Here is a 22021-nt window from a genome sequence, read left to right as displayed (position 1 = left end):
CCTATACTCCAAAGAATTTGGTATTTTTAACATTTGATATACCAATAGCAGATTTCAATAAAAATCTAGTGATAATAATAGCTGTAAACATCGATGCCATAATACCAATCATCAAAGTTATAGCAAATCCTTTAATGCTACCTGTACCAAAATTATATAGCACTACACCTGCAATAAAGGTTGTTATTTGTGAATCAATAATGGTTGACATAGCTTTTTGAAAACCTGAATCTACAGATACTCTTATAGATTTACCACTTCTAATTTCTTCCTTAATTCTTTCAAAAATTATTACATTAGCATCAACTGCCATACCAACTGATAGAATCATCGCTGCAATTCCCGGCAAAGTCAATGTTGCATTTATTCCAATATATGTATATATTACTATCAATATATATGCTACTAGAGCTATAGCCGCCATTAATCCAGGTAGTCTATAGTAAAGTATCATGAAAAGCATTACTAATAATATTCCTATACTTGCTCCATATATACTTTTATCTAAAGCTTCTTCTCCTAGAGTAGCTGTTATAGTAGAGCTTTGAACTTCCTCAAAATCAACTGGTAGTGCACCTGCCCTAATTAATCCAGCTAATTCTGAAGCACTCTCTATTGTAAAATTACCAGTTACTTGAGCTTGACCATTAGGTATTTCTTCGTTAACTCTTGGACTTGATATAACTTCACCATCAAGTACTATGAAAATCGGCTCATTAGTAGGAGCTAAGCTTCTTGTTGCCTCAGCAAATTTTTTGCTTCCCTCACTATTAAATTCTAAAGATACAAATGGCTGGTTATTTCTGCTATCTATCATAACATCAGCTTTTGTAACTTCAGCACCAGAAACCACTACATTTCCATCTGGCAAAATAAACTGTAATTGAGCAGTTTTCCCTATAGTTTCTATAGCTTGCTGAGCATCATTTACCCCTGGAAGCTCAATTCTTATTCTATTATCGCCCTCTTTTACAATTACAGGTTCAGTTAAACCCATACCATCTACTCTTTTTCTGAAAACTTCGATTGTTTGGTCTATAATTTTACTTAATTCTTCACCCTTGGCATCAGTTTTTGCTTCATAAACTACAAAAACTCCACCTTTGAGGTCTAGCCCTTGATTGATTTGCTTCCCTACTGGAGAAAGTTTTATATTCCCAATATTTAGTCCATTAATGGCAGTATAGCTAAAGCAAGCTACTATTAATATTATTAATATAAAAAGACTTAAGTTTTTAAATTTCATACAATTATCCTCCTTACTTTTTATATTTATTATATCGAATGAGGTGCGATACAAATCCCTATAAATTATATAACAGAATTTATACTATGTCCAAAAAAAATCTTCCACTAGCCTATTAGAAGTGGAAGACTACAAAATTATTGTTTTACTCTTGCTATACCCCATTTTTCAAGAGTTATCTTAGTTTTGTCAGATCCGATTTCTATGGTGACTTCATCTTCAAAGATTTTTACTATTTTCCCTACCATACCGCCTATTGTGACAATATTGTCGCCTACTTTAAGAGAATTTCTCATTTCTTTAATAGATTTCTCTCTTTTCTGCTGAGGTCTTATCAACAAGAAATAAAATATGATTAGAAAAATAAAAGGTATAACTAAACTACTTAATTGCTGAACATTCATTTACATTTCACCTCCTAATAGGAGAATGTTTTCCAAGTATTATAATATCTTATTTTTAATAATTCATCCACTTTTTTATTAATAAAAAAATTATAAACCATACTTAGAATAAAAATCTTTTTTAAAATCTAATAGTCTATCTTCTTTTATTGCTGTACGTACTTCGTGCATTAGATTTAAAAGAAAATGTAGATTATGGTTTGTAATCAATCTAGAAGCTAAAATTTCATTTGCCTTAACGAGATGTCTAATATACGCTCTAGAATAGTTTTTACAAGTATAACAATTACAATTAGGATCAAGTGGGGTAAAGTCCTCTTGATAAGTGGCATTTCTAACAACAACCTTGCCTTGGCTAGTCATTGCCGTTCCATTTCTCGCAATTCTAGTAGGAAGTACACAGTCAAACATGTCTACTCCTCTTATTACTCCTTCAATTAAATCATCTGGGCTTCCTACGCCCATCAAATATCTAGGTTTATCTTTTGGAAGTAAAGGCGTAGTATGCTCTAAAACATCATACATTATTGGTTTAGGTTCCCCTACAGATAGTCCACCAATAGAATATCCTGGGAAATCTATTTCCATTAGCTCATTTGCTGATTGAGTTCTTAAATCTTTGTACATTCCACCTTGAACAATACCAAATAAAGCTTGCTTTTCTGGATATTTATGAGCTTCTTTTCCTCTTTTTGCCCATCTTGTTGTTCTTTCTAGCGATTTTTTTACATAATTATATTCCGATGGATATGGTGCACATTCATCAAATGACATAATTATATCTGCACCTAATGAATTTTGAATCTCTATTGCCTTTTCTGGACTTATAAAATGTTTTGAGCCATCGAGATGAGATCTAAAATGTACACCTTCTTCTACTATTTTTCTAAGAGGTCCTAAGCTGAAAACTTGAAACCCTCCGCTATCTGTTAGAATTGCTCTATCCCAGTTCATAAATTTATGAAGACCTCCAGCTTTTTCAATAAGCTCATGACCAGGTCTCATATATAAATGATATGTATTGGATAAAATTATTCTTGCATCCATTACTTTTAATTCTTCTGGAGTCATAGATTTTACAGTCGCTTGAGTACCAACAGGCATAAAAATTGGTGTATCAATTACTCCATGAGGAGTATAAATTTTACCAAGCCTAGCTCCACTTTGTTTGCACGTTTTAATTAATTCATATCTTATTGCCGACATTAAAAAACCACACTTTCTATTAGAATATATACATTGCATCACCAAAACTAAAAAATCTATATTTCTCTTTTATTGCTTCTTCATAAGCGTCCATAATATAGTTCTTCCCAGCAAAAGCACTGATCATCATAATCAAAGTTGACTCTGGTAAATGGAAGTTTGTAATCATGGCATCAACAAATTTAAATTCATAAGATGGATAAATAAAAATATCCGTCCATCCTGAATCTCTATCTAAATTATTTATAATATTTGCAGACGACTCTAATGTTCTCACACTCGTCGTTCCTACGCACACTATTCTCTTCCCATTTTTCTTAGCTTCATTTAGTCTATTTTTAACGTCCTCTGCGATTTCAAAATATTCTTTATGCATTGTATGATCAAAAATTGACTCTGCTTTAACGGGTCTAAATGTCCCTAATCCAACATGAAGTGTTACATATTCAATCTGGACTCCTTTATTTTTTAGCTCCAGCAAAATTTCAGGAGTGAAATGAAGCCCTGCTGTAGGGGCAGCAGAAGAGCCAGTAACTTTAGAATATACAGTTTGATATCTTTCTTTATCTTCAAGTTTTTCATGTATATAGGGAGGTAGTGGCATATTGCCAAGTCTATCCAAAACATCTTCAAAAATACCTTCATATTCGAACTCTATAGTTCTTATACCTTCTTCTTGTAATTCTTTTACTACTCCAATAAGCAACCCATCTCCAAATATTATCCTTGTCCCGAGTTTCAATCTCTTTGCTGGCTTTGTTAGAGCTTCCCATGTATTTATATCTTTTCTAGAAAGTAAAAGAATTTCAATTTCTGCATTGGTTTCTGCTTTAAATCCAAATAATCTAGCTGGGATAACACGTGTATTGTTTAAAACAAGAATATCATTATCATTCAGACATTCTAAAATGTCTCTAAAGGTTTTATGCTTAACTTCTCCAGTATTTTTATCTAATGTCATTAATCTTGATTCATCTCTATTTTTGAGTGGAACCTGAGCTATTAAATCTTCAGGTAGGTCAAAGTAAAAATCATTTGTCTTCAATAATTTCTTCCTTTCTAATATACATCTATTCCTTTAAAATAGTATTTTAAAATTTCATCAAAGGTGTAACCTTGTTCTGCCATTTTTTTTGCTCCATATTGGCTCATACCTAATCCATGTCCATAGCCTTTGCCTTGAAACAAATAATCTTGAGAAGTAATAATATCATTATTACTTAGATTTGAATAGCCATTTATTTTATTTGATTCTGATTTATTCAAAAACAGCTGTAAATCGTTAAGCGCAGCAATATAAGAATCACTTACGATACTTTGAGTATTTTTTATGTTCTGACTGTTTATTGTAAACCAATTGCTTTTTAAATTGGAATATCCAAACAAGCCTCTTATTGCTTCCTTTTCAATGGTTGTTTCACCGCTATCTCCAACAAAGGTAAGTTTTATAATTCTTTCATTTTCAGAAATTTTATCGATTCTTACTCCTAGAAAATTTCCTATATTTTTACCCTTATTTTTTAGAAGGTTTTCTATTTCTGATTTTGAAATCTTATATTCCCAGTAATCATTCGGAGAACCTAGTGAATACGGATCTTCAACTCCTCTAAGGTATGGTACTGCATTTGACCAAATATTCTCTGAATTCTCAGTTTTCCCTCCACTTGATGAATGATAGAATAAGTCTGCAATATTTCCACTATAATAAGCTAAAATTCCTCTAGTCTCGTCTACAGCCTTATTTGTATTAACATGCTCAGCATCAACGCCACCATAAACTTGAGAATTTTGAGTAGTACATAAATCAAATCCTAAAGATTTGTATTTATTTAAATTTTTAATTGCATAATTTCTTGCCGATATAGCTTGAGCTTTTAGAGCTTCTTTATTCCAAGATGCCGGCATTTCTTTTGCAACTACTCCATATAAATAATCCTCAATAGGAAGTGTATTTATAACTGTAAGTTTATTTGAGCTATCTAATTGAAAGCTAATATTTCCTCTATACGGTTTATTTTGAATTTCTATATGCTTTTGATAGTCTGAATTTGAAAATTTTAATTTCATCGAATTATCATAAACTATAATTGGATTACCAGCTGAGGAAAAGAGTCCAATATTTTTGCTATTAATCATAGAAAAAACATTGTCAGCTTGAATAGAGTAAGTAGCCATTTTATATCCATCAGAGCTTAGGTATACGAAGTTATTATTAAGTAAACCTCCAGAAGTCTGTATTTCAATTAACGCTGTGTTTAAATCATAGTAGGTTTTATCAAGCAATATAATTTCTTTATTTACAGGACTAACAGTATATGAAGCATCTCCAAATATTGTTCCTAAAACAGAATTATTTTCATTTAAAATGTTTAAATTAGATGCTTTAATCTGGGCCTGAGGCAATGCCGTAGAATTAAAAAATAACCCAATTCGTATATTTTGATTTGCCAACTGATTTGAGAAGGCAGGAATTTGTGAATATGCCAAACAAGCAAGCGTAATTGCAATAATAATATATAATTTATTTATCAACTTCATATTACCAAACTCCTATCTCTTATAATTAAAATGCTTGTAAGCAAAATCTGTAGCTACTCTTCCTCTTGGAGTTCTATTTAGAAATCCCTTTTGAATGAGAAAAGGTTCGCAAACCTCTTCAATAGTTTCTTTATCTTCTCCTATCGATGCTGCTAAAGTATCTAGACCTACTGGTCCCCCTGCAAAATTTTTAATTATTGACTGAAGTAACCTCTGGTCAACTTTATCAAGTCCTTCCTCGTCAACTTCAAATACTAGCAGAGATTCTTTAGCAATTTTTAGGGTTATTTTTCCATCACCTATTACCTGGGCATAATCTCTCACTCTTTTTAAAAGTCTGTTAGCAATTCTAGGGGTTCCTCTAGATCTCCTAGCAATTTCTATAGCTGCATCATTATTAATAGGAACATCTAATATTTTGGCGGACCTAGTAACAATCTCAAGTAGCTGCTCTACAGAATATAAATCCAAATTTAAGATAACCCCAAATCTGTCTCTAAGTGGAGAAGTAAGCATCCCAGTCCTAGTTGTCGCTCCAATAAGTGTAAATTTAGGAATGTCCAACCTAATAGATCTAGCAGAAGGACCTTTTCCAATTATTATATCTAAGCAATAATCTTCCATAGCAGGGTAAAGAACTTCTTCAACATTTCTGTTTATCCTATGAATTTCATCAATGAAAAGTATATCCTTATCCTTGAGATTAGTTAAGAGTGCCGCTAAATCTCCGGCTCTTTCTATAGCTGGTCCTGATGTAACTTTAATATCAACTCCCATTTCCGAAGCAATTATATGGGATAAAGTAGTTTTTCCTAGTCCCGGTGGTCCATATAAAAGAACATGATCTAGAGTTTCGTTTCTCTTTTTAGCCGCCTCAATAAAAATATTTAATTGGTTAACAGCATTTGTCTGACCAATATATTCACTTATATTCCGTGGTCTTAGTGATACCTCTGATTCATCTTCTATTTTTAGTGATGAATCGATTAATCTATCTTGATTTATATCAAACATGGATAATACACCATCCTTATTTTATCTCAGCTCAAAAAGTGCATTTTTTATTAATGTCTCAACATCTAATGATTCTGTATCGTTACCTACGCTCTTAATGATTTTTTTAACTACATCCTCAGATTCTTTTTTTGAAAATCCGAGACTAATTAAAGCCTCTATAGCCTGATGTCCTATATTTAGCTGAGGTTCACTATAAGATTCTAAATCTGTAAAATAAACTACTCCTATTTTATCTTTTAATTCTAATATTACTCTTTCTGCTGTTTTTTTACCCATCCCAGGAATTTTAACGAGAGAATTTACATCTGATTCTACTATCATAAGTTTAATTTTCTCAGATTTATAAACTGAAAGAGAAGATAATGCAAGCTTTGGTCCTATTTTAGAAACCGATGTAAGTAAATTAAACATAGATAATTCTTCTTTACTTGTAAATCCAACTAGTTGAATATCATCCTCACGAACTAGTAGCTTGGTATGAATTTTTATCTTTTCTCCTATGTTTATTTCTTCTATTGTATTTAGTGAAGTTAATATTTCATAGCCTATGCCATTATTTTCTACGACAATTTTGTCAACTGCCTTTTCTTCCAAAATTCCTTTTATATAATTTAACATTTTCAGCTCCTATGCTCTAAACATACCTGTTATTTTTGAAGTATGGCAATGTGATATAGCAATTGCTAAAGCATCTGCTGCATCATCGGGTTTTGGTATAGTTTTTAGGTTTAGCAAAAGTTTTACCATTTCCTGTACTTGTCTTTTATCAGCCTTTCCATAGCCAGATACTCCTTGCTTTACTTGTAGAGGAGTATATTCATATATAGGTTTTTTATTCAACTGACCACATAAAACGATTACTCCTCTTGCATGAGCTACATCAATTGCCGTTTTGACATTTTTGCAGAAAAATAACTCTTCTACTGCTATTTCATCTATATTATATGAAGAAATAATTTGATTCAGTCCATTAAATATAAGTTCTAAGCGCTCAGGATAGGATAAATCAGATTTTGTTCTTATAACTCCATAATCTAAAACTTTGAATTTATTACCTATATAATCTATAATTCCATACCCCACTATTGCTATTCCCGGGTCAATTCCTAAAACAATCATCGAGCATTCTCCATTCAACAAATAAAGACTGCCTAGGCAGTCTTTTATTCAATATATACTAATATTATATATCTATATGCTTGGAATTTCCATACTATTCGCCGATTTAATTTTATTTTCATGAGAATCATTCAAATGCTTCATTTCATTGTAAAGAAAAACTGCAGTTACAATTGAAGCTGTAAAATCCGAAATCGGTCCAGCTAACCATACACCAGTAAGGCCTAAATACTTAGGTAAGATGATAAGCATAGGAATTAAAACAATAACTTGTCTAAGCAAACTTAAAAACATGGATTTTGGAGCTTTTCCCACTGCTTGAAAATAATTTGAGCTTACAATTTGAAAACCTACTAGCGGAAGCATTGCTAAAAATATTTTCATTCCTGTAGTTGTAAATTTTATAAGCTCAGGATCATCGTTAAATATTTTTATCAAGCCTACAGTATAAAACTGAGTTAATATAAATCCTAAGGTCGCAACTGCTGTTCCAGCAGCTACCGCAAGCTTTAGTGCACTTTTAACTCGTTTATATTCTCCAGCACCATAGTTGAACCCAATTATAGGTTGTGATCCTTGATTAATACCAAAAATAGGCATTAGAAAAAATATTGCTATCGCATTTATCACCGTCATTGCTCCAATTGCCATATCTCCACCGTGAGTCTTTAATGCATTATTAGAAATAATAGTTACAAGGCTAGCTGCTATTTGCATGAAAAAAGGGGCCATCCCTATTGCAAAAATATTTTTTATTATACTCATATCTAGTTTTAAATTATTAATTTTTAATTTTAAATTACTTTTTTCAGATAAAAAATGTTTAAATACCCAAACCATTGATACAAACTGAGATATTATAGTGGCCAGCGCTGCTCCTTTAATCCCCATATTGAAAGTAAAAATAAAAATAGGATCCAAAACTATATTTATAATTGCACCTATAAGCATTGTATACATTGCTATTTTAGGATTCCCCTCGGCTCTAATAATGTTATTAATCCCAAAACCTAAGCCCTGAAAAAGTGCTCCAGCTAGGATAATTGAAATATAGTCATCTGCATATCCAATAGTTTCACTGCTCGCTCCAAACAAATATAATAAATCTGTTTTAAAAATATAAGAAAGTACTACAACAATTGAAATTATTATAAAAATCAATGTAACTGCATTCCCAAGAATTTTTTCTGCTTCTTCTTTCTTATTTTGACCTAATCTGATTGAAATTATTGCTCCAGATCCAATCCCCACAAGCATACCAAAAGCCATCAAGATAGTCATAAATGGCAAATTCAGCCCTATACCTGTCATAGCTAAAGCTCCTAAACGCCCTATATACATCCTGTCTACAACGTTGTATAAAGCATTAACCATCATTCCAATTATTGCTGGTATAGAGAACTTAAGCAATAGCTTCCATATCTTTTCATCTTTAAGCTCTAATTGTTTAGTCATTCTTTTCACCTTTTCTACATCTATTTTTTTTATATTTTGAAGCATTCTCTGATATCTTATAAAGTAGACTTCTTAAATTTTCCTTTTCAGTCTCAGATATATCCTCTAATATAATTTCACTCCATTGTTTAGAAAAATTTATAATTTCTTCTTTTATATTAATAGATTTTTCTGTAAGATATATTCTATTGACACGTTTGTCACTCTCATCAGCTTCTCTTGTTATAAATCCTTTATCTTCTAATTTTGTAATAGCTCTTGCTGTAGTGGCTTTATCTATATCAAGCGCTTTACTTATTTCGTCTTGGCTAGCACCATTATCCTTATATAAATAAAATAAAAATGTATATTGTCCACTTCCAATTTCAAACTTGCTCATAGCAGTATCCATATAGCATCTTCCATGCCTATATAGCATAGATATATATTTTCCCGGATTAAACTCATGATAATCATCGGTTTTCTTCATTTACATTTTCCTCCATTCATAAGCATGAACTATTATACAATATGATAGTTGCTAATGCAACTAAAAAACATTGTTCATATGAACAATGTTTTAAGTCAAACTTAGTCAAAATGCTTATAAATATTTTTTGAACCACTCAGTTATTTCTTCTAAATTTTTAATTCTATTATCTGGTCTTCCGCTACGGGTCAGTTCATGATTTTCATTTTTGAAAATTATTAATTTACTATCTACATCATTGTGTTTCAAAGATGTAAATAATTGTAGTGCTTCTGATAACCAACATCTATAGTCCTGATCAGAATGAACAATAAGAGTAGGTGTTTTTATATTATTATAAAATTTCATTGGAGACTGATTCCACATTTTATCGTAGCTATTCCATGGGTCAGATGCTGTCTGATCAGTAGCAAAATAATAACCTATGTCTGTCGTTCCATACATGCTTGTCCAACTAGATATACTTCTTTGAGTAGCTGCTGCTTTAAAAATATCAGTATGTCCAATAATCCAGTTTGTCATAAATCCGCCATAAGATCCACCGGTTACATACATCTTATCAGTATCAATAAATGGATTAGTTTTTATAGCTTGGTTCAAGCACAGCATTATGTTATCATAATCAACCTTACCATATTCACCCCTAATATCAGCAAATTCATCTCCTTTTCCATCTGAACCTCTAGGGTTACAAAATAATACTACAAATCCCTCTGCTGCCCAGTACTGCATCTCATGATAATATACTTCTCCGTATACGGTCTTCGGACCACCATGAATATCTAGGATTAGAGGATATTTCTTATCAGCTTTAAATTTATATGGTTTCATAACCCAGTAATCTATACTATAATTATCACTATCCTTTACACAAAAGTGGTTTGGATAAATAATTTCTCTTTTTTCAGCTATATAATCATTAAAATTACTTATTTTTTCTTCACAATCTGAAACTCTATATATCTCCTGAGGCACCATATTTCTTAAACCAATGAAAAATATTCCTTTATCAGTTACTACATATTCATCGACCGACCCTGTATTATTCGTCAATTGCTTTAAATTACCTTTTAAATCAAGCTCAAATATATTCGATGAATAACCCACGGTGGATATAAAATATAGTTTATTATTAATCTGCTTTAAATTTTCAGAAGAATATAGCCTTATGTCCGTACCAACTGAATTCCATAAGCTCATGTCAAAATCAGAGTTCAAGCATTCAAAATCAAGTGTATGAAAATTGACTTTATAAAATTTAGGATTTTCATTAATGCCATACTTTTCCATAGCAGCTGCGGATACTATAAGATTATTTTCATCAAACATAAATGCACTACTTATATTGTATTTTTTATCTGTATAATCAAGGATAATCTTTTTATTTTCTATATCTATTATAGCTAATTTGTTTTTTAAATCCATTTTACCTAATTTAGTTCCATAGATTACAACTACTTTAGATTTTGTTGGATCTAATTGGAAGTCATATACATCTATATCATCTCCCAAAATATCAGATATATTTTTAATCTTATCGTTTTCTGCATCATAAGTGTAGATTTTAGTTATAGTATTGTGAATAAACCCAGATCCATTTTCCCAAAATGGCAAATTTTCTATTATCTCATAACCATCCTTATCTTTTCTTTTTTTTACTTCTAGTTCTTTCTCTTCATCTGATAGTAAATAAAAATCTTTTGTACCAAGGACATAGTCTGCTGAAAATATAAACTTAAATTCAGAAATCTGTTTAAATGACTTAATATTTTTTGGAATAATATATTTCTTTATAGCTTCACCCTTAAATAGGTCTAATTGATAAATTGATGATATTTCATAGCCGTTTTTTCTCTTTTCTTTGTCTTTAACATCTCTCAAGGAATTAATATAAATTATAGGTAAATTCATATCCCAAATAAAACTATTGTCTAATCCACTGCCAGTATATTGACCCCACTTATTTTGTTCAATATCATATATATGAATATTGCTTTCATATCCCTTTGTTTCACTATCTACTTGAGAGACAGAAACTGCTAGATATTTATTATCAGGCGATATTGATAAATTAGACAAAAATTTCATTTTAAGCAAATCATTTTTTTTAATTTTCCCCATTTTATATACTCCCTTCTGGTTATACAAAACAATAAAAAAAGTTTTCTTTGATAGTAATTCAAAGAAAACTTTTTGTCTAGTAAATTATTTAATCTTCAAGATTATGGTATACATTTTGAACGTCATCATCTTCCTCTAACATATCCATCATCTTATCCATACTTTTCTTTTGGTCATCAGAAATAGCTGTATATGTTTGAGGTATCATTTCAATATCTGCCGTAACAAATGAATAGCCATGACCAGATAAGGCATCTTTAACTAGTAAGAAACTTTCGATATCAGTTAAAACTACAAAACAATCTTCTTCAGTAATAAAATCTTCTGCTCCAGCTTCTAGAGCTTGCTCCATAAGCGTATCTTCAGATATATCATCAGATTTTTCTATTATAATTTGGCCTTTTCTATCAAACATAAAGCTAACGCATCCAGCAGTTCCTAGATTTCCGCCATTTTTATCAAGATAATATCTCATGTTTCCAGCAGTTCTATTTTTATTGTCAGTAAGAGTTTCTATAATAACTGCTACACCACCAGGTCCATATCCTTCATAGGTTATATGCTCATAGCTTTCTCCATCTCCTGAGCCTATTCCTTTTTTTATAGCTCTTTCAATATTGTCGTTGGGCATATTTTCACTTTTAGCTTTATCTATTGCATTTTTTAGATTGGCATTGTATTCAGGGTCTCCTCCACCCATTTTAGCAGCTACCGAAATAAGTCTAGCATATTTTGTGAAAATCTTAGCTCTTTTTGCATCTTGCTTTCCCTTTTTGTTGATTATGTTTCCTATACGTCCCACATTCAATCCTCCTTGAATAAGCTAAATCAAATTAACTATAAAATTTTAACATAAATAAATTTCATAGTAAATGGTTTGATTTTTTTTGTAGCTAAAAGATTGGTGGTGTAGGAATAGCACTTCTTTTATGCTCAGATGATATATGAAGTTTATCAATAATTACTCTGTCTTTTTCAGGAATTTCATTTCCACTTATATATTCATCGATATAATCATAAGTTGTCCCCATTTCAAGTTCATCAGTTTGGCCTTCCCACAAACCCGCAGATGGAGCTTTATTAATTATCTCATTTGGAACTCCAAGTACTTTCGCCCACTCGTAAACTTCTCTCTTTAAAAGATTTGCAATAGGCAATAAATCTACTCCACCATCTCCGTATTTCGTAAAATAACCAGTATATACTTCCGCCTTGTTGTCAGTTCCCACTACCATATATCCTAAATTATTAGCAATAGTATATAATGTGCTCATTCTCAGTCTTGCTCTTAGATTTGCATCAGATATTTTTTGATAGGTTGGATTCCATAATTGGTCATTTGACATTGTGTTTTTTATTTCATTAAATAAAAGTTCGTGAGTTTGAGTTAAATTGATATTCATAGATTCAATTCTACACTTGTGAACTAATAAATTAGCATGCTCTACATCCTGTGGATTGCTCTTAATTGGCAAAATTACTCCTAAAGAATTTTCTGGGAAAGCTTTTTTTATTAAATAAGCAACAACTGCTGAATCAATTCCTCCAGATATTCCTACAACTAAACCTTTGGATTTTGATTCATTAACCTTCTCCCTTAACCAATCCACTGTCAAATCTATTTTTTTTAACATAGCTTCCATTAACTATTCCTCCATACCAAGAATAGCATAAACACAATGGCCATAAACTATGTTTAAATTATTATCCAACGCTTTTTTTATAACCTCATCATCCCAAGTCCCAGGCTGAAACCAAAGATATTTTATTCCATTTTTTACAGCTTCATCTATAACCATCATGGCTATTTTAGGATTTACTACGATATCTATACAATCAATTTTTTCATTGATTTCATCTAAAGATGAATATATTTCAACATCATTCACAGTTTCACCCTTATATTTGGGATTAATCCCAAAAACTTTATAGCCATGATTTTTCATCCTTGTAGGTATTTTGTAGCCAAATTTATTTTTATCAGGAGTAGCTCCATAAATTGCCCAATTTTTACTCTCTAACATTGTTTTTTTAATTTCGTTCATATTCATATCAATTCCTCCTAAATGAATTCAAATCAAAGTAATATATAGTTATCATTTACAAAATCTAATAAAACTTCATCCTTAATATCTATTATAACATTACCTGAGGTTAAATCATTAATATGATTAATGTTCGAATCAATTTCTCCTTTATCAACATAAATAGTATATTTCACAACATCTTCGAAAGCAGGCTTTGAAGAGAGAATATTTCTTGTGCTGATATCATTTTGAATTTTTCCTAAAAAGCTATAATCAAATAAAATTTCAATCGGAATGAATATTTTTTTTTGAGATATTAATGAGTTTTCAAGGGTGGATTTTGCTGATTTTGAGTATGCTCTTACCAATCCTCCTGCCCCTAATTTTATCCCTCCAAAATATCTTGTCACTACTATAGCAGAGTTAGTTAATTCTTCCTTTTTCATAAGTTCTAAAATAGGTATTCCTGCAGTTCCAGATGGCTCTCCATCATCTGAATATTTTTGTGCATTCATTTTTTCACCTAGAATGTATGCCGAAACATTATGGGTAGCATCTTTATTTTTTTTCTTAATCTCGTTAATAAATGTCAATGCATCTTCCTCAGTTTCAACATGTCTGCTATAACCAATAAATTTTGACTTTTCTATAATTATTGTTGATTCTCCTGATTCAAAGACAGTTTTATATTCATTCAATTTTATTACCTCTCATTATTATTTCTATCTAAAATTAATTCAATTGACTGTTTTGCTGCTCTTCTTACATATTCTTTTTCATTTTTGTTTGTGTGTATATCATTTAGTTTATATATATATTCCTTATCAGCAATTTTCCCAAAAGCTATAATTGCGTATTGCTTAACTTGAGGCTTTATATCCTTCATTCCATTTGATAAATATGGTAAAAATTCCACGCTTCCTATTTTCCCCATAGCAGAGTATGTCATCCTTCTTATATTGCCATGAGGGTGACTAGCATAAAATTTCAGTTTATCATTGAAAGAGTTAGTTTTAAGTTCTCCAATAGTCCATATTATCACCATTAGGTCTTCAATATTATCTATGTCCATCATTGTTTTGCTAAATTCATCTAACAGACATTTTTCGTTTTCTTTATCAATGCATTCTAGATATTGTTCTCTTTCTGGTTTTGAAAGAGATAGATATTCCGACAATATATTACTATCTGCTATTTTCGCTTCAGACAACAATAAGTCCTTTTTTATTTTATAAATATGAAGTTTGACTATATCTTCACTTAAGTTTCTAATCTTCGATATTTGGTAAATAGTTTTATTTTCTAAATACAAAAGATAGGATATTTCATTATCACTCAAGTTCTCGATATTTTCCCAATCTAATTTCATTTTATAAAACCTCTTCTACAATATACTTGTTGTAGCGGCCATAATCTTCATCGGTAATATCTATTTGAACAAGTATTCCTTCTTCAGAATAGTTTTCTTCAAAATTATATTTCTTGTGTAAAGAATTGATGACCTCTCCGTTAGAAAAAGGAATCAAAAGCTTAACCTTTTTTAAATTTGAATTAATATGACTTTCTATTTTTTGTAGTAATTGCTCATTATTATATCCAGTTTTTGCAGAAATAAATACATATTCATCCTTAGGCTTATAATCAAGTTCATAGTTTACTTTATCAGCTTTATTGAATACATAAATCATAGGCTTGTCAGCAGCACCAATTTCTTTTAAAACACCTAATGTAGTGTCAATCTGCAAATTGAAATGCTCATTAGAAGAATCTACTACATGTAACAATAAATCTGCATAACTTACCTCCTCAAGGGTAGCTTTAAATGCTTCCACTAAATAGTGCGGCAAATCTGATACAAAGCCCACTGTATCAGTTATAAGATATTCTTTGTTAGAAGGGAGTATAGCTTTTCTAAGCGAAACATCTAGAGTCGCAAACAGCATATCTTTAACAAATACATCTTTATCCGAGCTATATTCTTTGTGTGATTGAATCAATTTATTCAATAAGGTAGATTTCCCAGAGTTTGTATATCCAACCAGTGCAACTATTGGCAAATTTGACTTTAATCTTTTAGATCTTTGAATCTCTCTATTTTTTTTAATTTCTTTTAATTCCCTTTGAATGTCATAAATTCTTTCTCTTATATGTCTTTTATCAGTTTCTAATTTTTTTTCTCCAGGGCCTTTAGTTCCTATTCCTCCTCCGAGTCTTGACATTTCTTTCCCGACACCAATTAACCTTGGAAGTCGATATTTATACTGTGCAAGTTCAACTTGAAGTTTTCCCTCTCTAGATAAAGCCCTTTTTGCAAATATATCCAAAATAAGCGCAGTTCTGTCTATGACATCCAACCCAATAATTTCTTCAAGATTTCTGATTTGAGCTCCAGATAGCTCTTCATTGAAAACAATTAAATTTGCTTGCATATTATTTGCATATTCTTTTATTTCCTCAGCTTTTCCCTTGCCAAGATAATATGCAACATCATAGTTATCTCTATTTTGAATTATACTCCCAAGTACATTGCCACCAGCGGCCTTAGCTAGTTCTTCTAACTCAATCATAGATTCTTCTATTTTGGTTGAAGAGGTATTCTTCTTATAGTCTGTAACATTTAATCCAACTAATATCATTCTTTCTTCTAATTTATTCATATTATCTTCCATTTGATTTACCTCGTTTTTAGTAGTGTTTTTTATATTATAACCTATAGTCAACAGTTATTAAATGTTACAGTTTATAAAAATTTATATTATACGAAAAGACTTATGATATAATATATTGGATGAAATTAAGGAGGTAATATATGAGTAGTAAAAATACAGAGACTAAAGCTAAAAATGTCTCCAAAAATAAAAAGAAAAAAAGAGTTAGTATTTTTAGAGTAATAATACTAGTTTTTTTATCTTTTTTTATAATTGGTTCAGCACTTGGCCTTGGATTACTGTTTGCAGTTGTAAAAACAGCTCAACCAATAAATGCTGCTAGTATCCAAAACATGCTCGATGAAAGTTCATTTATATATGATTCTAGCGGCAACTTGATTGAAAAAGTTCATGGTTCTAACTATAGAACAATTGTACCTTTAAATCAAATCCCTAAACATTTACAAGAAGCTGTAATAGCAATCGAAGACGAAAGATTCTATAAGCATCCAGGAGTTGATATAAAAAGAATAGGCGGGGCACTTCTATATGACATTAAAACTAGAAGCTTAGCTCAAGGTGCATCAACTATAACTATGCAGTTAGCAAAAAATCTTTATACCTCTCCAGAGAAGGATATAACCAGAAAGATTAAGGATGCATATTATGCTCTAGAAATAGAAAAACAGCTTAATAAAGATCAAATTTTGCACGCTTATCTAAATACTATGTCTCTAGGTAGAGGGGCTATAGGGGTTCAAGCTGCAGCTCAAACTTATTTTTCAAAAGACGTAGCTGAACTGAATTTAGCTGAATGTGCTATGGTAGCCGGTATAACTAAGTATCCCTATAAGTTTTCACCATACGTAACCTCAACTATTGATATTAATGATGAGTTATCGGCTTTAGAAATTGTAGTATTGCCAAGCACAGAGGAAACTCCTCTTCCAACAGAAAATGATTTATTAATATATGAAAAAGCTTTAAATATAGGAAAGATTGATAATTTTGAATATAACCTGTTAAAGAAAGGCGATGTATATTTAAGAAAAGCAGTTTTAAACCCTGAGTCTAAAAAAAGACAAGAAACAGTTCTTTTTAAAATGAATGAATTAGGTTATATAACTGACTCAGAATACCAAGAAGCAATTAATCATGAAATAGTAATAAAAATCGGTAAGAAAAAAGAGCAAGGAATTTCAACTTACTTCATGGATAAGCTAAAACAAGATGTAATTACAGCTTTCATGCAAAAAGGATATACAGAAGATGAAGCAATTGATATTTTATACAATGGCGGTTTAAGAATCTATTCTACACTAGATACTAACATACAAAAAATATTGGAAAAAGAATTTGAAAACAAAAGCAATTTCCCAGGTTCATATACCGATGAAAATGGAGTAATTCAGCCTCAGGGCGCAATGGTTATCATGGACCAATATACAGGAGAAGTTAGAGGTCTTGTTGGAGGAAGAGGAATTGGTGGAAATAGGATTTATAATAGAGCACTTAACCCTAGACAACCAGGTTCTTCCATAAAACCACTTGCAGTATACCTTCCAGCATTATCAAAAGGTATTACAGCAGCAGACGTCTATGATGATTCTCCAAGAGAAGATGGTAAAGGTGGATACTGGCCTAAAAACGTTGGCTCATATTACGGCCCTTCAACTGTTAGGCAATTACTTGAACGTTCTTCGAATGTCGGTGCTGTTAAAATAGGCGAGAGCTTATCTTCTTCACCTGAACAATCAATTAATACTATGATTAGCTATCTACAAAAAATGGGGTTCACAACCATAGTTACTAGAGATCAAAATTCAAGAGTCAATGATGAGAACTTATCTCTTACTCTTGGAGGTATGACAAAAGGACTTACACCTCTTGAAATAACTTCTGCATATACTGCTATTGCTAATCAAGGTAATCAGTCTAGACCAATATTCTTCACTAGAATTGAAAATTCTAACGGAGATATAATTTTTGAAAACAAAAATATTAGTAAAGAAATTACAGATCCACAGACTGCATACATTTTAACTGATATGCTAAGAACAGCTGTACTAAATGGCTCAGGAAAACAAGCAAAGCTTTCAAATATTACTACTGCTGGAAAAACAGGAACCACATCAGACAAAAAAGATGCTTGGTTTGTAGGCTTTACTCCTTACTATACCGCAGCTACATGGATTGGAACAGATATGCCAACAGAACTCTCCGATGGAAGTGCTATGTCTGCTAGGCTTTGGAAAAATGTTATGGAGCAGGTTCATAAGGATTTAAATAATAAAGAATTTTCTAGACCAAATGGCATCACAGAAGTATCTATCTGCAAGCTGTCTGGCGGCTTACTTACTGAAGCATGCAGTAGAGCTGGAACTGCTACAACAGAGCTCTTTAAATCAGGTAGTGCTCCTACACAATATTGCGAAATCCATAATGACGAAAATACCCCTATTGAAGAAGAGTTAACTGATGAAGATTTATTCCCAGATGATGAGCTTTTAGACGATGACCAAGAAGATGATGATTCTTTGAATAACCCAAATTCAAACAACGGAAATGGAAATCCGAATAATAATCCAAATTCAAATAATGGTAATCAAAATAATCAAAGTCCACCACCAGCTGGCGAGGATATAGTTCCAATATTTGATAATCCATAGATTTCAAAATTGTTTTATAAAAAAATACACTGTAGTTTACTCACAATAGTGATAAATCTAGCAGTGTATTTTTTTATTTTAAAGCATTAACAATCCATTTCTTATAGTTCTAATCATTTTTCTCAACTGCTCTTCTTAAAATATAATTTTCTTTCACATTAGCTTCTAGTTTTACATAGACCTCTTGTTTCGGAACATTTGAGGATTCAAGTGTGATATTTTTAATATCTTTAATTTCCAATATTTGAGAAAGCAAAACCGAGTTACTATCAGGTCCTATAATTTCAACAATTTCTCCTTTTGAAAACTTATTTCTTTGTTCTATAAGTGCATAGCCTTCTTGATTAGTGCCACTCTTAACTAAACCAACAAAATCAAAATTCCTTATATATGAACTTGAACCATAGTTTTGAGATTCAGATGTATCGTCAGATTCAAAAAATGCTGTTGTAAAATCCCTATAGCTTACTTTCATAAGCTCATCCATCCAAGCTTCATTAAACTTCCAATTTTCAGGATCTTCGTAATATGCGTCTATGGCCATTCTATATGCCCTAACTACAGTTGCAACATAATATGAAGTCTTAATTCTTCCCTCAATTTTTAAGCTATCTATCCCTGATTTAATTAGTTCAGGGATATATTCTATAAGACACAAATCTTTGGAGTTAAAGAAATATGTTCCTCTATCATCTTGCTCTACTGGATAAAATTGTCCTGGACGCTTTTCTTCCATTAGAGCGTAATTCCATCTGCAAGGTTGTGCGCATTCGCCTCTATTAGCATCTCTAGAAGTAAAATAATTGCTGATTAAGCATCTTCCAGAGTATGAAATGCACATTGCCCCATGAACAAACGCCTCTAATTCAAGCGTTGAAGGAATATTATTTTTGAAATCCTTTAGCTCATCTAAAGATAACTCTCTTGCAGTTACAATCCTTTTTATTCCTTGTGAATGCCAAAATTTAGCACTACTGAAATTAGTAGTATTTGCCTGAGTACTTAAATGCAACTCCATGTTTGGAACAGATTCTTTTGCAATTAATAAAAATCCAGGGTCAGAAATAATAATTGCATCCACACCTATACTTTCAAGATACTTAAAATATTCTGAAGCTCCATCTAAATCCTCATTATGTGGAATTATATTGCATGTTACATAAACCCTTTTCTCATGTTCATGTGCAAAATTTATCCCTTCAATCATTTCGCTTTCAGTAAAGTTTTTTGATGCTGCTCTTAACCCAAATTTTTCTCCACCTATATAAACTGCATCTGCACCATAAATAATGGCCATTTTTAATTTTTCTAAATCTCCTGCAGGTGCTAATAATTCAACTCTTTTCAAAAAATCACCTATAACCTTTCAAATTAAACTTATAAAGTATTTAAAATATTATTAACCATTAATCCATCTCCAATTGGGAGTATGCTTGTTCTTATATTGTCATTAGCGTAAATATAATCAATAAATGCCTTCATGTTTCTAACGATAGTCCTCTGTCTCCTTGGAACTTCATTAAGTGGAAGACAGACTAACCCCTTATGAAGAATGTTGTCGCCAATAATTATTGCTTCATTATTTAGCTTCGGAATAATAAGGTCAAAAAATTCCTTATAATGACCCTTTGCTGCGTCAATAAATACAAAATCGTAAGTATTTTTGAGCTTCTTTATCTCAACTAAAGCATCCCCATGTATCGGGTTTATTTTATATCCAGAGATTTTTATATTTTTTACAGCAATATCATACATATCATTGTTCTTTTCAATAGTATCTATGGTGCAATTTCCAGATAAAGTTTCCGCCATTAATATAGCTGAGTATCCAATTGCTGTACCAAGTTCTAGAATTCTTTTAGGTTTCTTTGTCAATAGAATATTTCTAATAAAACTAGATACATCATCTTTAATTATTGGAACTTTATTTTCAATTGCATATTGGTGCAAATCTTGAATTAAATTACTTTTATTACATGATAAATTATTTATAAAATCGTCTACTATTCTAGGGTTTATTGTATCTAATATATACATTATTCTCTCCTGTTAATCTAAATAGGTGAATAAAAATTATTCACCTAAATATTTCTTCTTAGCTTGTAAATGCTGCTCATAAGTTTCAGAAAATTCGTGTCCCCCATCTCCTTTAGCAACAAAATATAAAAATTTAGTCTGCTGAGGATTTGAAGTAGCCAATATAGCATCTAATCCTGGAGATGCAATTGGCGCAGGTGGCAGGCCTTTAATTAAATAAGTGTTGTATGGAGAATCAATTTTCGTGTCCGCAATAGATAGTACCGGTTTTCTTTCTTTCAAAATATATTGTACTGTAGCACAAGATTGTAGTGGCATTTGAATGCTAAGCCTATTATAAAAAATACCAGCTATAATTGGCCTTTCTTCTTTTTTTACAGCTTCTCTTTCAACAATTGATGCCAAGGTAATAAATTCATTTATATTCAAACCACTTTCTTGTATTTTAGATTCTAGCTGCTGCTCTTCATATACTTCGCTAAATCTATCAAGAAACATTTTTATTATTTGCTCATTCGTAGCCTCTTTAGATATATAGTAGGTATCCGGAAATAAGAAACCCTCTAATGATTTTACTTCTGGAAGGTTTAAGTAAGGGTACTGCGACTTATATAAATCTACATTACTTGTATCACTAATAAAAGAATCAAAATCAGTTATCCCAGCACTTTCTAGTTTTTCAGCTATATTTCTAATTTCATAACCTTCAGGTATTGTAATTTTTATCCCTATTGGTTTAGAGCCTTTATTCAGAATCTGCAAAATTTCCTCTACGTTTTGGGACTTATTGAGAGAATAGCTTCCACTTCTTATATTCTCAAGAGAATTAATTTTTGCATAAATTAAAAATGCTGTTTCGTTTTTAATAAGATTTTTTTCTTCTAAAAGTCTCGCAGCACTTTTTAAACTGCTTCCGTCAGATATATCGACTTCAATTAAGGAAGTATCATTTGATACTGGAGAAATCAAGGATTTATATCCAATGAATATACCTCCAATTATAATAAAAATTAAAATCAATCCCAAAAACAAAAATTTAATAATACTTTTCATTTAGTCACCTTT

Annotated in this window: 21 protein-coding genes; 1 reads left to right on the top strand and 20 read right to left on the bottom strand. The window is 31.2% G+C overall.

Annotated elements, in window-relative coordinates:
* Position 1: 1 nt before the first annotated feature.
* The 17 genes from secD to hflX all read right to left on the bottom strand — a co-directional run bounded on the left by secD (position 2) and on the right by hflX (position 16271).
* Complete coding sequence (gene secD, locus B5X47_RS10215; protein WP_079590054.1) at positions 2-1246, bottom strand: protein translocase subunit SecD; 1245 nt, start codon at positions 1244-1246, stop codon at positions 2-4.
* Between the two features lie 137 nt (positions 1247-1383).
* Complete coding sequence (yajC, locus tag B5X47_RS10210; RefSeq protein ID WP_079590053.1) at positions 1384-1650, bottom strand: preprotein translocase subunit YajC; 267 nt, start codon at positions 1648-1650, stop codon at positions 1384-1386.
* Positions 1651-1740: 90 nt separating this feature from the next.
* The gene (gene tgt / locus B5X47_RS10205) at positions 1741-2856 is read right to left on the bottom strand and encodes a tRNA guanosine(34) transglycosylase Tgt (protein WP_013361525.1); all 1116 of its coding nucleotides are present in this window, start codon (positions 2854-2856) and stop codon (positions 1741-1743) included.
* A gap of 19 nt (positions 2857-2875) precedes the next feature.
* Positions 2876-3901: a tRNA preQ1(34) S-adenosylmethionine ribosyltransferase-isomerase QueA gene (queA, locus tag B5X47_RS10200; protein WP_079590052.1), complete on the bottom strand. Its 1026-nt coding sequence runs from the start codon at positions 3899-3901 to the stop codon at positions 2876-2878.
* A 14-nt stretch (positions 3902-3915) separates the two neighbouring features.
* A complete protein-coding gene (locus tag B5X47_RS10195) occupies positions 3916-5394 on the bottom strand; it encodes a SpoIID/LytB domain-containing protein (protein ID WP_079590051.1) in 1479 nt (492 codons plus the stop codon).
* A 12-nt stretch (positions 5395-5406) separates the two neighbouring features.
* Positions 5407-6408, bottom strand: coding sequence for a Holliday junction branch migration DNA helicase RuvB (ruvB, locus tag B5X47_RS10190; RefSeq protein WP_079590050.1), 1002 nt, complete (start codon positions 6406-6408; stop codon positions 5407-5409).
* A gap of 21 nt (positions 6409-6429) precedes the next feature.
* Positions 6430-7029 carry a Holliday junction branch migration protein RuvA gene (ruvA, locus tag B5X47_RS10185; RefSeq protein ID WP_079590049.1) on the bottom strand — a complete coding sequence of 200 codons (600 nt, stop codon included), beginning with the start codon at positions 7027-7029 and terminating at the stop codon, positions 6430-6432.
* 9 nt (positions 7030-7038) lie between these two features.
* Positions 7039-7530 (bottom strand): crossover junction endodeoxyribonuclease RuvC, encoded by a 492-nt coding sequence (gene ruvC, locus B5X47_RS10180; RefSeq protein ID WP_079590048.1) that lies wholly within the window; start codon positions 7528-7530, stop codon positions 7039-7041.
* Between the two features lie 72 nt (positions 7531-7602).
* Positions 7603-8985, bottom strand: coding sequence for an MATE family efflux transporter (locus B5X47_RS10175; protein WP_079590141.1), 1383 nt, complete (start codon positions 8983-8985; stop codon positions 7603-7605).
* Positions 8978-9454: a MarR family winged helix-turn-helix transcriptional regulator gene (locus B5X47_RS10170; RefSeq protein WP_079590047.1), complete on the bottom strand. Its 477-nt coding sequence runs from the start codon at positions 9452-9454 to the stop codon at positions 8978-8980. Before B5X47_RS10170 ends, B5X47_RS10175 begins: the two co-directional genes overlap by 8 nt.
* 114 nt (positions 9455-9568) lie before the next feature.
* On the bottom strand, positions 9569-11575 hold the full coding sequence (locus tag B5X47_RS13975) for an alpha/beta hydrolase family protein (protein WP_079590046.1): 2007 nt from the start codon (positions 11573-11575) through the stop codon (positions 9569-9571).
* A gap of 88 nt (positions 11576-11663) precedes the next feature.
* Positions 11664-12377 carry a YebC/PmpR family DNA-binding transcriptional regulator gene (locus tag B5X47_RS10160; protein WP_079590045.1) on the bottom strand — a complete coding sequence of 238 codons (714 nt, stop codon included), beginning with the start codon at positions 12375-12377 and terminating at the stop codon, positions 11664-11666.
* A gap of 91 nt (positions 12378-12468) precedes the next feature.
* Positions 12469-13218: an NAD(+) synthase gene (nadE, locus tag B5X47_RS10155; RefSeq protein ID WP_143215805.1), complete on the bottom strand. Its 750-nt coding sequence runs from the start codon at positions 13216-13218 to the stop codon at positions 12469-12471.
* Positions 13219-13221: 3 nt separating this feature from the next.
* Positions 13222-13626: a CoA-binding protein gene (locus B5X47_RS10150; protein ID WP_079590044.1), complete on the bottom strand. Its 405-nt coding sequence runs from the start codon at positions 13624-13626 to the stop codon at positions 13222-13224.
* 26 nt (positions 13627-13652) lie between these two features.
* Positions 13653-14300 (bottom strand): YigZ family protein, encoded by a 648-nt coding sequence (locus B5X47_RS10145; RefSeq protein ID WP_079590043.1) that lies wholly within the window; start codon positions 14298-14300, stop codon positions 13653-13655.
* 5 nt (positions 14301-14305) lie between these two features.
* Positions 14306-14971 carry a HEAT repeat domain-containing protein gene (locus B5X47_RS10140; RefSeq protein ID WP_079590042.1) on the bottom strand — a complete coding sequence of 222 codons (666 nt, stop codon included), beginning with the start codon at positions 14969-14971 and terminating at the stop codon, positions 14306-14308.
* A gap of 1 nt (position 14972) precedes the next feature.
* Positions 14973-16271: a GTPase HflX gene (hflX, locus tag B5X47_RS10135; RefSeq protein ID WP_079590040.1), complete on the bottom strand. Its 1299-nt coding sequence runs from the start codon at positions 16269-16271 to the stop codon at positions 14973-14975.
* 140 nt (positions 16272-16411) lie between these two features.
* Here hflX and B5X47_RS10130 point away from each other — a divergent pair, with 140 nt between their 5' ends.
* Positions 16412-18919, top strand: coding sequence for a transglycosylase domain-containing protein (locus B5X47_RS10130; protein ID WP_079590039.1), 2508 nt, complete (start codon positions 16412-16414; stop codon positions 18917-18919).
* Between the two features lie 109 nt (positions 18920-19028).
* On the opposite strand, the gene B5X47_RS10125 is transcribed toward B5X47_RS10130, so the two are convergent.
* Genes B5X47_RS10125 through mltG form a run of 3 tightly spaced genes read right to left on the bottom strand, consistent with a single transcriptional unit; the run spans position 19029 to position 22009 of the window.
* Positions 19029-20267, bottom strand: coding sequence for a peptidase U32 family protein (locus tag B5X47_RS10125; RefSeq protein ID WP_079590038.1), 1239 nt, complete (start codon positions 20265-20267; stop codon positions 19029-19031).
* A 29-nt stretch (positions 20268-20296) separates the two neighbouring features.
* Positions 20297-20956 (bottom strand): O-methyltransferase, encoded by a 660-nt coding sequence (locus B5X47_RS10120; RefSeq protein WP_079590037.1) that lies wholly within the window; start codon positions 20954-20956, stop codon positions 20297-20299.
* Positions 20957-20992: 36 nt separating this feature from the next.
* On the bottom strand, positions 20993-22009 hold the full coding sequence (mltG, locus tag B5X47_RS10115; protein ID WP_079590036.1) for an endolytic transglycosylase MltG: 1017 nt from the start codon (positions 22007-22009) through the stop codon (positions 20993-20995).
* Positions 22010-22021 lie beyond the last annotated feature (12 nt).

It is taken from the genome of Acetoanaerobium noterae (genome assembly GCF_900168025.1).
In the GTDB taxonomy this organism is placed as follows: Bacteria; Bacillota; Clostridia; order Peptostreptococcales; family Filifactoraceae; genus Acetoanaerobium; species Acetoanaerobium noterae.
This window is presented reverse-complemented; position numbering and strand designations above follow the sequence as displayed.